Raw genomic sequence first — 15,050 nt, forward strand, 5'->3', positions numbered from 1 at the left:
TAGTTAAAAAATCAGTGTTAAATTACAAAAAATCTTTAGGTTTGTTCCAGTAATATTTTATTTCATGAAAAAGATATTTTTTACGTTTAGTTTTATTCTGTTTTCAGGAGTTGTATTTGCACAATATAAATACAGAGATTCCAATCGAATTGGTATTATCGTTGGTATGAACCAGTTTACTTTGATGACCGATAGTTTTGATGCCAAACCTGATACAGGATGGAATGCCGGTCTTTCTGTAAGAGGTAATTTTTATAATGATTGGGACATGGTTTATGCTATTCAATTTAGTGAAAACAATTTCTTGGTAGCTACAAAGAATCTAGTATTATTTGATGAAGATGTGAAATATACCTTGCCTTCTGCTCAAGTATCCTTACAGTTTAGTTATAAAATTATTCCTAATCATTTAAGTTTGGAATTTGGACCTATTTTTCAGCTAAACGGAAAACTCAAGATTGACAGTGAAGATGAAAATAATAGTATTTCTGGAACTCCTTTATTAGCAAAAGATATTGTTGATATTTCTAAATTTAATTTTTATCCGGCAGCCGGAATTACTTTTGGAGTTAAACACGTTCGTCTGAATTTCTCTTATCAGTATGGTTTATTTAACACCTTTGGTAATTTGAATTATCAAAACCTAGGAGTTAATTTGAAAGGGAATCCTGGAATTGCGAATGGTAATCTTATACTTTACTTTTAAAAAAAAGCTCCCAAATTTCGGGAGCTTTTTTGTTTTTACAATGTTGCTATTGCTTTTTGAATTCTATTAATGGTTTCTTCTTTTCCAATTAATTCTACGATATCAAATAGGTGAGGACCTTTGAGCGCTCCTACTAAACTCAAACGAAAGGGTTGCATTACTTTCCCCATTCCGATTTCGTTTTTTGTCATCCAATCTTTGACAATGGTTTCTATGTTCATGGATGAGAATTCTCCAATTTCCTCTAAAATTGAAATGAGACTCTGCATTAAGAATGGGGTTTCTTCTTTCCAGTTTTTACTTGCTTTCTCATCATAAGCTGTTGGAGCCGCAAAAAAGAAATCACTCAATTCCCAAAATTCAGAAACAAAATGTGCACGATCTTTTATCAGAGAAACTATTTTGATCAATTTTGTCATCTCTAGCGTATTCGAAAAACCTTTTTCATTCAAAATAGGAAGGAACGCTTTAGCTAAATCTTCATCTTTTTGTTTTATCAAATATTGATGATTAAACCATTTGTTCTTTTCTGGGTCGAATTTTGCACCAGATTTATGGACTCTGCTTAGATCAAAAGCACTTATTAATTCTTGTAAAGTGAATAATTCTTTTTCTGTTCCATCATTCCATCCTAATAAAGCGAGGAAATTAACAACAGCTTCAGGAAAAAATCCTTTTTCTCTGTATCCTGATGAGATACCTTCTTCGGTTTTCCAATCTAATGGGAATACAGGGAATCCCATTTTATCACCATCTCTTTTAGATAATTTTCCGTTACCTATAGGTTTCATTATTAATGGTAAATGTGCAAATTCCGGAGCTTCCCAACCAAAAGCTCTGTACAATAAAACATGCAAAGGCATAGATGGCAGCCATTCCTCACCTCGAATAACATGTGAGGTTTCCATCAAATGGTCATCTACGATATTAGCCAAATGATAAGTTGGCATTCCATCGCTTTTGAATAATACTTTATCATCTAGTAGGCTTGTTTCAAATTTAACATCTCCACGGATGATGTCGTGCAGATGTAATGTTTCGGCAACTGGCGTTTTAAATCGGATAACAAAATCTTCGCCGGAAGCGATTCTTTTAGCAGTTTCATCTGCCGAAATTACTAATGAAGTATCAAGTTTTTCTCTGTTATGATGATTATAAATAAATGTTTTTCCTTGTTCTTCGTGTTGTTTTCTATGAAGATCTAAAGCCTCTGCTGTATCAAATGCATAATAGGCATTACCGGAATTGATTAATTCATCTGCATATTGTTTGTATAAATGCTTTCTCTCGCTTTGTTTATAGGGACCAAATTTTTCATTTTTCCCTATAGTTTCGTCTGGTGAAATGCCTAACCATTCAAGTGCTTCCATTATATATTCTTCGGCACCTGGAACAAAACGGTTTTGATCGGTATCTTCTATTCGTAAAAAGAAAACACCATTATTTTTTTTTGCAAACAAATAGTTGAATAGTGCGGTACGAACTCCGCCAATATGTAATGGTCCTGTTGGACTTGGTGCAAAACGCACACGAACTTGTTTTGACATCTTTATGAATTTTGGGCAAAGATACAATTTCAATTAGTCAATTAAAGAATTTGAAAATGAGATAATTTATTCATTTAAAACTTTACGGATTTAACATTTCTTTATTTATATAAATTGTTACTTTTAGTGGTTATTATAATTAAATCATAAATAGTGGATACCAGAAGTATAATATATTTGAAACTCGAAGCCTTTATCAAAAAATTCTATACGAATGAATTGATAAAAGGAATTATATTTTTCATAGGTTTAGGTCTGTTGTATTTTCTGATTACGCTGTTTATTGAATATTTTCTTTGGTTGAAACCAGTTGGAAGAGCTTTTCTGTTTTGGATTTTTGTTATTGGTGAAGTTTTTCTATTGTTGCGTTTTATTCTGTTTCCGATTTTTAAATTATTGAGGTTGCAGAAGGGAATGGATTATAAACAAGCTTCGTCAATTATTGGAAATCACTTTACTGAGGTTAGTGATAAGTTGACAAATTTTTTGCAGCTATCCCAAAACGTGGAACAATCTGAATTATTGGTTGCATCGATCGAACAAAAAGCTTTGGCATTACAGCCGATCCCTTTTGGAAATGTTATTAATTTTAATAAAAATCAGAAGTATTTGCCTTTAGCTATTGTACCAATTCTGTTTTTTGTTTTTTTCTATTTATCTGGAAACAGTAAAGTAATATCTCAGAGTTTGAATCGCGTGGTTCATTTCAATCAGCAATTTTTACCACCGGCACCTTTTGAATTTATTGTTTTGAACCATAGTCTCCAAACAGAACAAAATAAAGATTTTATTGTTCGTGTGAAAACAGAAGGGAAAGTGGTTCCGGAAAATGTTATGATTTTCTTGGACGATGAAAGTTATTATATGGAATCTGTTGGGTCAGGTTTATTTGAATTCAAAGTTACTAAAGCTTCACAAAATCTTGTCTTCCATTTGGAGGCAAATTCTGTTTCTTCTTCCGATTATGAATTGCAGGTGGTGACTGTTCCCTCTATTTCTAATTTTGAAATGTTGTTAAATTTTCCGGTTTACTTGAAACGAAAATCTGAAGTGATTAAGGGATCTGGTAATGCTATTATTCCTGAAGGAACGCGTGTTACTTGGAGAATGAATACGATTGCTACGCAAAATATTGATTGGAAAGAAGGAAAACATATATTTCCTTTTGTAAAAGCAGAAAATAGCTTTGTTTTGTCAAAAAATGTTAGTCAAAATACAGATTATCAAATTCTTACCTCTAATAGTAGCGTAAAAAACTATGAAAAGCTCGATTATCAGTTGTCGGTTATCAAAGATCAATACCCATCGATCAACGTAGGTGCCGCTCCTGATAGTTTAAAGGTGGGATCTAACTACGTTGTAGGTCAGATCTCTGACGATTATGGTCTTTCTAAGCTTCAGATTGTCTTCTATGAGAGAGCAAAACCGCACACTGCCAAACGTGGAACAATAAGTATTAAGCCCGTTGCTTTTGATCAGTTTGTGTTTTCTTTTCCGAGTAACCTTCCGGTGGAGGAAGGAATTTCGTATGATTATTATTTTGAGGTTTACGATAACGATGCTATACATCATTTTAAAAGTGCAAAATCTAGTGTTTTTTCAGATCGTGTTGCTACTCGTGAAGAAAAAGAAGATGAGATATTGCAGCAACAGAATGATAATATTAATAGTTTAGAAAGATCTCTTAAGTCTCAGGATAGGCAATTATCTGAGATGGATAAGTTGCAACAGATGGGAAAGGAGAAAGATAATTTTGAGTTTAAAGACCAGAAAAAAGTATTGGATTTTGTAGAGCGCCAGAAGCAACAAGATAAATTGATGCAGGAATTTGCAAAGAAAATGAAGGATGATTTAGATAAATTTGATGCAGATTCAAAAGAAGAATTGCAAAAACGTCTCGACAAAGTTGATAAGGATTTAGAAAAAAATGAAAAGCTTTTAGATGAATTGCAAAAGCTAAATGATAAGATTGATAGCGAAGAGTTATTGAAAAAGTTAGATAATTTTAAACAAAGCAGTAAAAATCAAACTAGGACTTTGGAGCAGTTAGTTGAGTTAACTAAGAAGTTTTATGTTGAAAAAAAGGCGGAACAATTAGCTGATAAATTAGATAAACTTTCAGAAAAGCAAAATCAATTATCTGATAAATTGAATGAAAATAATTTAGTCAATCAAGAAGAAATTAGAAAAACATTTGATAAAATACAAGAAGAGTTAAATGATTTAGAGAAGGAAAATAAGGAATTGAAATCGCCTTTAGATCTTCCTAATGATGATCTGAAAGAGAAAAGTATTGAAGACGATTTGAAGAAAGCTGGAGAAGAGTTGCAGAAATCTAACAAGGAAAAGGCGAAACCAAAACAAAAGAGCGCTTCAAAAAAAATGAAAGAAATGGCTATGAAAATGCAAGAGAGTATGGAAGCGTCAGAGAGTGAGCAAATGGAAGAGGATATAAAAATGCTACGCCAAATTTTAGATAACTTGCTTGCTTTTTCTGTATCTCAAGAGGATGTAATGGGTCAGTTTAAAAATTTAAAAGCAGGTTCACCATCTTTTAATAAGTATATAAAACAGCAGCAAAACTTAAAGCAACAATTCAAGCATGTAGATGATAGTTTGTTTGCTGTATCATTGCGAAACCCTAAAATTGCAGAATCAGTCACTAAAGAAATAGGAAATATTGAGTACAATATTGATAAATCATTGGAGACTTTAAGTGATGCTCAGATTCCAAAAGGGCTTTCTCATCAGCAATACACTGTGTCATCTGCTAATAAATTGGCAGATTTATTAAGTGATACACTATCTAATATGCAAATGTCTATGTCAGGTATGGGTATGGGTAAGCCTAAATCAGGTCAGGGCCAGGGGATGCAATTACCAGACATCATTAAAAAGCAAGAAGGTTTAGGGGAGAAAATGAAAGATGGTATTAAAAAAGGGGAGAAACCTAGTGCAGGCAAGAGTGGTAAACAGGGTAAAGATGGAAGTAATAATGGTGATGGTGGTGATGGAGAAGGCGATGCAAAAGCAATAATGGAGATTTATAAAGAGCAGAAACAACTGCGAGAAGCTCTCGAGAAAGAGCTCAATAAGCAAGGTTTGGGAGGCAATGGCCAAAGTGCTTTGGAGCAAATGAAGCAGATAGAAAAGCAACTTTTAAATAAAGGTTTTAAAAACGAAACCCTTCAAAAAATATTAAACGTTAAACAAGAGTTATTAAAGTTGAATAGTGCAGTACAAGAACAAGGCGAAGAAAACAAACGGCAATCTGAAACTAGTAAAAGAGAGTTTTACAACAGATCTAGTAGCTTGCCAGCTCCCTTATTAGATTATTTAAATAGCATAGAGATATTAAATAGACAATCCTTACCTTTGCGCTCGAATTTTAATCAAAGGGTTCAAGAATATTTTAATAAAAAATGATCAATTTTAATTACGAAAACGACTTTACTTTAGAAAACGAAGAAGCAATTGCAACGTGGTTGACTAGAGTTATCGAGTCTGAAAACAAAAAAGAAGGGGAGATAAATTATATTTTTTGCGATGATGAATATCTGCATAAAATTAATCTGGAATACCTAAATCATGACACATTAACAGATATTATTAGTTTTGATTACTCAATGGGTAATGAATTGAATGGAGATGTTTTTGTTTCAGTTGAGCGGGTTAAAGACAACGCTCTTGATTTTAATGTTTCTTTTGAAGAAGAGTTAAAGCGCGTTTTGGTTCATGGGGTATTGCATTACTGTGGATACAAGGATAAAACAGAAAATGATGAATTAAAGATGCGTGCTAAAGAAGATGAAAAATTAGCTATGTTTCACGTGGAACAGTAAGTGAAGTTTTTTATGGATTGATAATATGTTTCACGTGGAACAAATAATTGTTGTTTTTTAGAGTAAAACTAAACGTGTTTCACGTGGAACAGTTTTTGATAGTTTGGAATGAATAACATAATGTTTCACGTGGAACAAGAAAAAAAGATTGCAAAACTACAGCCCTGAGGCTTGCCGAAGGGCGTAAATTATAAAGAGAATGTTTTTAAACGAATACGATGTGATTGTTGTTGGCGCAGGGCACGCAGGTTGCGAGGCTGCTGCTGCTGCTGCAAATTTAGGTTCTTCAACTTTGTTGGTGACGATGAGCTTGCAGAACATCGCACAAATGTCCTGTAATCCGGCAATGGGTGGAATAGCAAAAGGACAAATTGTAAGAGAGATTGATGCTCTTGGCGGATACTCCGGAATTGTTTCAGACAGAACGGCAATCCAGTTCAAGATGTTGAATAAATCAAAAGGTCCTGCGATGTGGTCGCCAAGAGTTCAAAGTGATCGCATGCGTTTCGCTGAGGAGTGGCGTTTGATGTTGGAAGGGACTCCTAATTTGGATTTTTACCAAGAGATGGTGAAAGGTTTGATAATTGAGAACGGAAAGGTAAAAGGGATACGCACTTCTTTGGGAATTGAAATTAAGGCAAAATCTGTTGTGTTAACCAATGGAACTTTTTTGAATGGTTTGATTCATATTGGAGAAAAGCAGTTTGGTGGAGGAAGAGCAGGAGAAAGTGCTGCCTACGGAATTACCGAGGATTTGGTTAATGCAGGTTTTCAAGCGGGAAGAATGAAAACAGGAACACCTCCAAGAGTGGATGGTCGTTCTTTGGATTATTCTAAAATGAATGAAGAAAAGGGTGATGCGAAGCCTGATAAATTTTCGTACTCCGATCTGACGACTCCTTTGGTGATCCAGAAATCTTGTCATATGACGTATACCTCTTTGGAGGTTCATAATATTTTGAGAGAGGGTTTTGATCGTTCTCCAATGTTTAACGGGAGAATCAAAAGTTTGGGTCCGAGATATTGTCCATCGATTGAAGATAAAATTAATCGATTTGCTGATAAAGAAAGACATCAACTTTTTGTCGAACCGGAAGGATGGAATACCTGCGAGGTTTATGTAAACGGTTTTTCAACTTCACTTCCTGAGGATATTCAATTTAAAGCGTTACGCACTGTGGCAGGTTTTGAGAATGTGAAATTTTTCCGTCCTGGTTATGCAATCGAATATGATTATTTTCCTCCGACACAATTGAAACATACTTTGGAAACAAAGTTAGTGGAGGGTTTATATTTTGCTGGGCAAATAAATGGAACAACTGGATATGAAGAAGCGGCTTCGCAAGGATTGATGGCGGGAATTAATGCGCATTTAAAAGTGCACGAAAAAGCACCTTTAATTTTAAAAAGAGATGAAGCATATATTGGAGTTCTTATTGATGACTTAATTACTAAAGGAACCGAAGAACCGTATCGAATGTTTACTTCTCGTGCAGAGTATAGAACTTTACTTCGTCAGGATAACGCTGATTTTAGATTAACTCCAATGTCGCATGAAATTGGTTTAGCATCTGAAGCTCGTTTGCGTAGAATGGAACACAAATTAAATGAATCTGAAAAAATGGTTGCTTTCTTCAAAGAAACGAGTGTTTCTGTTGCGGAGGCAAATCCTATTTTAGAATCGAAAAGTACGGCGTTGATTTCACAAGGAGATAAAATGTTTAAAGTTTTTTCCCGTCCGCAAATTGATTTGGAAGATATAATGAAATTTGAGAAAGTTGTTTCTTATGTAGAGGAAAATAATTTGGATCAGGAAATTTTAGAGCAAGCGGAAATTCAAGTGAAATATTCCGGATATATAGAAAAGGAAAGAAATAATGCTGATAAGCTGACTCGTTTAGAAGAAGTAAAAATTCCTGAAAATTTCGATTACAATAAAATAAAATCGATGTCTATTGAAGCAAAGCAAAAGTTATCAAAAATTCGTCCAGTAACTATTTCTCAAGCGTCAAGAATTAGCGGAGTATCTCCAAGTGATATTTCGGTTTTGCTTATTTATATTGGACGTTAAATTTAGTATTCAGTCGCAGTATTCAGTTTTGGTCCTGCTGCAAAACTGAATACTGCGACTGAATACTAAATTTGTTCCACGTGAAACTACGCTCGGAGACCCTGTCTTTGTTGAAAAGTTTTAAAATAAAAGTAAATTGACCCTGAAAATGATTTTAAACATTTTCAGGGTTTAGTGTAAAAAAACAAAAAAATAAAAGCACAATTAATTAATTAATGGATACTTCTAACCAAAAGCATTTTTTAACCGTTACCGATTATTCCGTATCAAAAGAAATTTTTGACTTATATCACGATGAAAATCTGGATATGCTAATCACATCACCACAACCTAGTTTAGATACACTAGGAAAATATTACGAGAGCGTAGATTATATTTCGCATACGGACAGTAAAAGGTCTCTTTTTGAAAAAGCATATCATTTTGTAAAAAATATTGCACTCAAAAACAAATTGAATTTAATTAATTCCCTTCAACCTAATAAAGGACGAATTTTAGACATAGGAGCTGGTACCGGGGATTTTTTGTCAGTTGCTAAGCAAGATGGTTGGCAAACAATAGGAGTAGAGCCAAGTGACAAAGCAAAGGCGATCGCAAAAAATAAAGGAGTTGCGTTTGTGGAGCTAACGTCTGAAATAGAAAGTCATTCTTTTGACATAATTACAATGTGGCACGTTTTGGAACACGTTCCTAATTTGGATAACCAAATAAAAGAACTCAAACGATTATTGAAACCCAACGGAACTTTGATTGTAGCGGTTCCTAATTTCAAATCTTTCGATGCGAAACATTATGGAAAATTTTGGGCCGCGTATGATGTGCCAATTCATTTTTGGCATTTTTCAAAGAAAGCGATTAAAATGCTTTTCGAGAAAGAAGGGATGCAATTGGTAAAAATACTTCCGATGAAATTTGACTCTTTTTATGTTGCATTACTTTCGGAAAAATACAAAACGGGGAAAATGAATTTTATAAAAGCATTTTTTATCGGCTTGCAGTCTAATTTGAAAGCCAAGAAGAATTTTGAGTATTCATCACATATTTATGTCCTGAAAAACACTTAAAATCTATTTTAAGGCGATTTAAGAGAAGTTTTTATCTTATTTGAGGGTTTATATCTCTTTTTTTGAGAAAAAGGCGTATTTAAAAGCTATAGGATTGGGTTTTGATAACCTCTAATTATTAATTTATAAACAACAATAGTAAAAACTGATACAATAAATATTTTGCATTTTTCAAACTTTATGATAATGCTATTTATTTTTTTATATTTTTGTCAACAATACTTAAAAACTACAAATTCATCAAAATGAAAAAAGCATTAGCACTTATCGCAATTTCAATTTTACTTATCGCTTGTGAGAAAGCGGCAGAAGTAAAAGAAGTAAAAACAGCTTACGTTGATACTTCAGAATTAATGAAACAATATACAGAGGCAAAAGACCTTGAAGCTAAATATAAAGCGCAAGCAGAAGAAAAAGGAAGACAGTTAGAAGCTGAAATTAATCGTTTCAAGCAAGAAGCTGCCAGTTTTCAAAGTCAAGCTCAAGCAAATGGTCAGGCGTGGGCACAACAAAAAGGAGCTGAATTACAAAAAAGAGAGCAACAATTGGGTTATGCTCAACAAGCATTGTCTCAACAATTACAACAAGAAAGTGGTAAAGAGATGGATTCTTTAGTAAGCGGTGTGAAGAAATTCATCAAAACTTACGGTAAAGAAAAAGGATACGCTTACATTTATGGAACCGGTGATGCAGCGACTATTTTATATGCTGAAGACAAATTCGATATTACAAAGGAAATTATTAAAGCCTTGAATGACAAATACAAAGCTGCTCCAAAAGAAGCTAAAACTGAAGAAAAAGCTGAAGCAAAAAAATAATATTTCCATTAATTCAAAAAATCGCCTTCATCTATAATTAGATTGAAGGCTTTTTTTTTTAGCTTTTTAGTACTTAAATAATTTGTTGAACTTGAAGTAAAGCGAAAGTATCATAGCGTAATTTTTTGGTTCGGTGGATATTCTTTGTTTGCAAAGTAGTCCTTTGTAAAGTCGGTCTTTTTTAGATAATAAGTTGGTTCTTAGATCTCGTGGATTTTCTTCGTGATGAGGATTTCGCTCGCATGCAATTCCAAAATCTATATAAATATAGTAATTTTCTGATATTTTTAATATTTTAGCTTTTTTTAATATACGCCATATGCAAACCATTTCTGAAGCCGCCGCCTACACCTTACGATTTATCAATCAAACCCAGCGCTCAGTCTTTTTGACCGGGAAAGCCGGTACGGGTAAAACCACACTTTTACGGGAAATTATCCAAACCACACATAAGAATACTGTGGTGGTGGCACCCACAGGAATTGCAGCATTAAACGCTGGTGGAGTAACCATACATTCGATGTTCCAATTGCCATTTGGCGGTTTTATTCCGGATAATTCTTCCCCTCAATTCTCTGAACATAGCAAGTTCGAAACCAAGGCCACTTTGCGTAGACATTTTAAAATGAATGGTTTGAAAAAAGCAGTGATTCGTAATATGGAATTATTGATCATAGATGAAGTGAGTATGCTCCGTGCGGATTTATTGGACGCCATGGATTATATGATGCAAACGGTTCGAAAGAAAGCTTCTCCATTTGGTGGTGTGCAGGTTTTGTTTATTGGAGATTTACTGCAATTGCCTCCTGTAATCCGGGATGAGGAGTGGCGGACGCTTAAAAATTATTATAAGGGAAAATTCTTTTTTCATTCGCATGCGGTGCAGCAAAGTCCGCCTTTATATATCGAATTATCCAAAATTTTTCGTCAGACGGACGACACCTTTATTTCCGTATTGAATAATCTGCGTAACAATCAGATTTCGCAGCAGGATATCCAAACCTTAAACCAATATGTAAAACCGGATTTTGATTTAAAAGCGAATAAGGGGTACATTACGCTTACTACTCATAATGCTAAGGCAGACGAAATGAATGCTCAGGCACTGGAAGATTTGGAAGGAAAGCTATTGACTTACAAACCTGAAATTACTGGAGATTTTCCCGAGAAAATATTTCCGGTCGAAGAGCTTTTGCAATTGAAGGTTGGTGCACAAATCATGTTTGTGAAAAATGATTTGTCTTTCGATAAGAATTATTTTAACGGAAAAATGGGCGTTATTAAATCGCTTTCGAATCAGGAAATTCTTGTTCATTTTCCCGAAGAGAATAAAACGATTGAAGTCGAAAAATATGAATGGCAAAATATTCGTTACAAAGTCGATGAAATGACCAAAGAAATCGAAGAGGAGGTTTTGGGCAGTTTTGTCCATTATCCGATCAAGTTGGCCTGGGCAATTACGGTGCACAAAAGTCAGGGATTGACATTTGACAAAGCAGCGCTTGATGTTTCGCGAGTTTTTCTTCCAGGACAAGCGTATGTCGCATTATCTCGTTTACGGTCTTTAAATGGGCTTATTTTGCTTTCTCCGCTTCAAATGAATGGTATTTCGAATGATCAGGACGTGATGGATTATTCGCTGAACAAAGCCTCGGATTCCTTTTTGGAGAACGCACTGCATTTTGAAACTAAAAATTTTATCCATAATTACCTGATTAGTAGTTTTGATTGGGACGATTTGGCCCAAGAATGGCGCAATCATAAATTCAGTTATAATGATAAAGCCGAAAATTCGGAAAAATCAAAACAGGCGTTTTGGGCCAAACAGCAAATGGAAATGATAGAACAGCTTTTGGAGCCATCCAAAAAATTCATTTTGCAATTGAATAAACTTTTCAGTCTGGAAACGGTTGATTTAAATCATGTCTCTGATAGAGTTCAAGCGGCATTCAATTATTTTCTGACACCGATGGATAAGTTGGTTTACGAAATACTTTGGAAATTAGAAGAAGTGAAGCGCATCAAAAAGGTAAAAGCATATTATGATGAGTTGATCGTTCTGGAAGATTTACAAACAAAAGCTGTTTTGCGTTTAATGAAAGCCAAATTATTAATTGAAACAGTGGTTTCAGGTGAAACTATTTCAAAGGAAAAATTAACTTCAGATGAAATAAAGCGGTATAAGATCAAAAAAACCGAATCAATACAGCAAGAGTTCAAAAAAGTAAATATTACGCTTATAGAAGACGAAAAAGACCTGGAGCGCTATTCTAAAAAGAAACCGACTAAGGCAACTCCAAAAAAATCAACTATACAGGAAACCTATGAATTATGGGTTGAAAAAAACTCTATAGAAGATATTGCCAGAATTAGAGTACTCACCAAACAAACTATTTATGGACATTTCGTAAAATTAATTCAAACTAAGGCGGTATCAATTTCAGAGGTTTTGCCGGAGGATAAAATTCAAGATTTAGCCGATGCCTTTGCCGGATATAAAGAAGAATCATTGAATACACTGATGGAAAAACACGCGCATCAATTTTCTTGGGAGGAAGCTAGAATGTATAAAGCAAGTTTGAATTAGATTTTCATGAAAGGCAAGGAGCAAAAAAAAACCTATTCGTTGAGAATAGGTTTTTTTGTTATAGAGATTCGATCAGAATCCAGGCTTCTTCGTTTTCTGTTTCCTGAATTTCTGATTTTGCTTTTTCGGCTTCTGCATAAGTGGCATAGCTTCCATAAAGTACAGGGAATAATCCGTGTTTGTTTGGAGCCAATCGTTTTGCCTTAAATCCTTTCGAAGTTAATTTTTCAAAAATTTTCTGTGCATTTTCTTCTTTTCTAAAAGCTCCTGCCATAATATGATAAGGCATTTTACCGTCTTTTACAGAAAGGGTTACCGCGGGTAATGGACTTTCGATAAAAAAAGTAGCTTCCTGAATTTTGCTTTGTACTTGTTTTTGTACGGCAGTTTCGACCAAAACAGTTTGGTTTACAATTTGATTTTGATAAATAGGATAAGCGATGCTTCCGGTAAGTCCTAATCCTAAAACAAAAATAGCGGCGTATTTCAAATAAGGACTTGATGTTCTAGTTTCTTCAGGCTGTAAAACAATAGGTTCTTTTTCCTCAATCGTTTCTACCACTTTTTCAAAGATTTCTCTCTTTACCACTGGCGAAACAAAAGGAGCTAATCCAAAAGAATTAGTCAGATAATTGGTTTGATCAAAAGGTGTGAAGATCAAATTATTATCATCATTCAGACAAAGATCCCCAACGTTTTTTATAGAAAATCGGCCGTTTTCCTGTAATGCTTTTTTCCATGAAAAAACTTCAAACTGAATTGCACTTACAGCATATTCATAAGAGGTTTTTTCAGATTGGGCAATATGATTAGCCAATAAGCCATCGTTGTTTTTCAGATAGGCATTAAAGGAGATCATTTTCTTTGGAGGGAAAAAAGAATTGGAACTTTCAATTAATTGTGCCGATTGAATTTCAGTCAAAAAAGCTCCGAAACCTGGAACGGTTACACATTGGTAACGGTATAAAAGCTGCGCGATGTATAGTTCGATTTTCATGTTAACAAAGTTATACAACGAAAATAGTTATCAAAATTTTATTCACAATTTTTATTAACAATCGACTTTAAGTTTTATACATTTCAATTTCAAATAGTTATTCAAATGGATTAAAAGATGCATGAAAAAATAAAATCATTTATGTTATAAATGTAATAAAAAACCTATATTTAAAATCTAATAACAATCAACTTTTGAAACTTGGATTGGCCGAAAAGGGTTTCGAAAGTTGAAAAAGTATAATTTTAATTATGGTAGAACAGGATTTATTTCATTTATTGGCATTGCAAAGGGTAGAAGGAGTAGGAGATATTATGACCAAAAAATTACTGACACATTTTGGCGATGCAGCATCAGTTTTTAAAGCAAAAGCATCACAATTAGCGGCAATTGATGGCGTGGGCTCAGTGTTATTAAAGAATTTAAAAGACAAATCTATTTTTGAAAAAGCCAATCAGGAAATACAGTTTATACAGTCAAACGATATAAAGGCATTTTATTTTCAAGACGAAGACTATCCCGAACGGTTGAAACATTGCATTGATGGACCTGTTGTGCTTTTTAGTTCTGGAAATATTGATCTTAAAAAAGGGAAAATTATCAGTATTGTTGGAACACGTCAAATTACATCCTACGGAATTGAATTCTGCCGAAAATTGATTGAAGATTTAGCGCCACTTGATCCGATTATTGTGAGTGGTTTCGCTTACGGTGTTGATATCGTAGCACATCAAGTAGCGATGGAAAACAATTTGCAAACGATTGGTGTTGTTGCTCATGGTTTGAATCAAATATATCCCAAACCCCATAAAAAATACGTAGCCAAAATGGAACAGAATGGTGGTTTCATGACCGAGTTCTGGAGTTCCTCGAATCCGGATAAGGAGAATTTTGTCCGTCGAAACCGAATTGTAGCAGGAATGACCGAAGCCACTATTGTAATAGAATCAGCCGATAGGGGTGGTTCACTAATTACAGCCAATATGGCTAACGATTATAACCGGGATGTTTTTGCCGTTCCCGGCCGGGTTACAGATAAATACAGCCAAGGTTGCAACAACCTGATAAAAACCCAGAAAGCAAATGTGTTGACTAACGCTGCTGATTTGATTTATATTTTAAATTGGGAATTGGAAAAAGAATCTAAACCCATTCAAAAACAATTGTTTGTAACCTTAGAGACAGACGAACAAAAAGTTTATGATTATCTTTTGAAAACGGGTAAAGAAGTAATGGATATTATTGCTTTGCATTGTGATTTCCCCATTTATAAAATATCAGGTTTACTTTTGAATATGGAACTTAAGGGAGTGATTCGGCCTTTACCGGGAAAATTGTTTGAGGCCATATAAATCTAAAGACTTTTGATAAGTCGCTATAAAAATGCCCGCAGTCTAAGTTTTACGGGCTTTTTATAT

The 15,050-nt window shown here is 34.2% G+C and carries 10 protein-coding genes; 8 read left to right on the plus strand and 2 right to left on the minus strand.

Features of this window, described 5'->3' with window-relative positions:
- Positions 1-64: 64 nt before the first annotated feature.
- Entirely contained in the window at positions 65-706 is a 642-nt protein-coding gene (locus ABEB23_RS08250; protein ID WP_348812070.1) for a PorT family protein, read from the plus strand.
- Positions 707-741: 35 nt separating this feature from the next.
- Here the strand turns inward: ABEB23_RS08250 and gltX are convergent, their stop codons facing one another.
- The gene (gltX, locus tag ABEB23_RS08255) at positions 742-2,253 is read right to left on the minus strand and encodes a glutamate--tRNA ligase (RefSeq protein WP_348812071.1); all 1,512 of its coding nucleotides are present in this window, start codon (positions 2,251-2,253) and stop codon (positions 742-744) included.
- 153 nt (positions 2,254-2,406) lie between these two features.
- On the opposite strand from gltX, the gene ABEB23_RS08260 reads away from it, so the two are divergent.
- The 6 genes from ABEB23_RS08260 (at position 2,407) to ABEB23_RS08285 (ending at position 12,635) form a co-directional block, all read left to right on the plus strand.
- Entirely contained in the window at positions 2,407-5,679 is a 3,273-nt protein-coding gene (locus ABEB23_RS08260; protein ID WP_348812072.1) for a DUF4175 family protein, read from the plus strand.
- Positions 5,676-6,095, plus strand: a complete 420-nt coding sequence (gene ybeY, locus ABEB23_RS08265) for an rRNA maturation RNase YbeY (RefSeq protein WP_348812073.1) — start codon at positions 5,676-5,678, stop codon at positions 6,093-6,095. Before ABEB23_RS08260 ends, ybeY begins: the two co-directional genes overlap by 4 nt.
- Before the next feature lie 199 nt (positions 6,096-6,294).
- Positions 6,295-8,166 carry a tRNA uridine-5-carboxymethylaminomethyl(34) synthesis enzyme MnmG gene (gene mnmG, locus ABEB23_RS08270; RefSeq protein WP_348812074.1) on the plus strand — a complete coding sequence of 624 codons (1,872 nt, stop codon included), beginning with the start codon at positions 6,295-6,297 and terminating at the stop codon, positions 8,164-8,166.
- A gap of 215 nt (positions 8,167-8,381) precedes the next feature.
- Entirely contained in the window at positions 8,382-9,230 is an 849-nt protein-coding gene (locus ABEB23_RS08275) for a class I SAM-dependent methyltransferase (protein WP_348812075.1), read from the plus strand.
- A 245-nt stretch (positions 9,231-9,475) separates the two neighbouring features.
- Positions 9,476-10,048: an OmpH/Skp family outer membrane protein gene (locus tag ABEB23_RS08280; protein ID WP_348812077.1), complete on the plus strand. Its 573-nt coding sequence runs from the start codon at positions 9,476-9,478 to the stop codon at positions 10,046-10,048.
- 319 nt (positions 10,049-10,367) lie between these two features.
- Positions 10,368-12,635, plus strand: a complete 2,268-nt coding sequence (locus ABEB23_RS08285; RefSeq protein WP_348812078.1) for a helix-turn-helix domain-containing protein — start codon at positions 10,368-10,370, stop codon at positions 12,633-12,635.
- Positions 12,636-12,693: 58 nt separating this feature from the next.
- Here ABEB23_RS08285 and ABEB23_RS08290 read toward each other — a convergent pair whose 3' ends face one another.
- The gene (locus tag ABEB23_RS08290; RefSeq protein ID WP_348812080.1) at positions 12,694-13,632 is read right to left on the minus strand and encodes an HU domain-containing protein; all 939 of its coding nucleotides are present in this window, start codon (positions 13,630-13,632) and stop codon (positions 12,694-12,696) included.
- A 251-nt stretch (positions 13,633-13,883) separates the two neighbouring features.
- On the opposite strand from ABEB23_RS08290, the gene dprA reads away from it, so the two are divergent.
- Positions 13,884-14,984, plus strand: coding sequence for a DNA-processing protein DprA (gene dprA / locus ABEB23_RS08295; protein WP_348812082.1), 1,101 nt, complete (start codon positions 13,884-13,886; stop codon positions 14,982-14,984).
- Positions 14,985-15,050: the final 66 nt, after the last annotated feature.

It is taken from the genome of Flavobacterium maritimum, assembly GCF_040049085.1.
Classification (GTDB): domain Bacteria; phylum Bacteroidota; class Bacteroidia; order Flavobacteriales; family Flavobacteriaceae; genus Flavobacterium; species Flavobacterium maritimum.

Excerpts from the sequence above, each read along its gene's own strand:
- mnmG (WP_348812074.1), top strand. The coding sequence starts at position 6,295 with ATGTTTTTAAACGAATACGATGTGATTGTTGTTGGCGCAGGGCACGCA.
- ybeY (WP_348812073.1), top strand. The coding sequence starts at position 5,676 with ATGATCAATTTTAATTACGAAAACGACTTTACTTTAGAAAACGAAGAA.
- ABEB23_RS08290 (WP_348812080.1), bottom strand. The coding sequence starts at position 13,632 with ATGAAAATCGAACTATACATCGCGCAGCTTTTATACCGTTACCAATGT.
- ABEB23_RS08275 (WP_348812075.1), top strand. The coding sequence starts at position 8,382 with ATGGATACTTCTAACCAAAAGCATTTTTTAACCGTTACCGATTATTCC.
- ABEB23_RS08285 (WP_348812078.1), top strand. The coding sequence starts at position 10,368 with ATGCAAACCATTTCTGAAGCCGCCGCCTACACCTTACGATTTATCAAT.
- ABEB23_RS08280 (WP_348812077.1), top strand. The coding sequence starts at position 9,476 with ATGAAAAAAGCATTAGCACTTATCGCAATTTCAATTTTACTTATCGCT.
- gltX (WP_348812071.1), bottom strand. The coding sequence starts at position 2,253 with ATGTCAAAACAAGTTCGTGTGCGTTTTGCACCAAGTCCAACAGGACCA.
- dprA (WP_348812082.1), top strand. The coding sequence starts at position 13,884 with ATGGTAGAACAGGATTTATTTCATTTATTGGCATTGCAAAGGGTAGAA.
- ABEB23_RS08250 (WP_348812070.1), top strand. The coding sequence starts at position 65 with ATGAAAAAGATATTTTTTACGTTTAGTTTTATTCTGTTTTCAGGAGTT.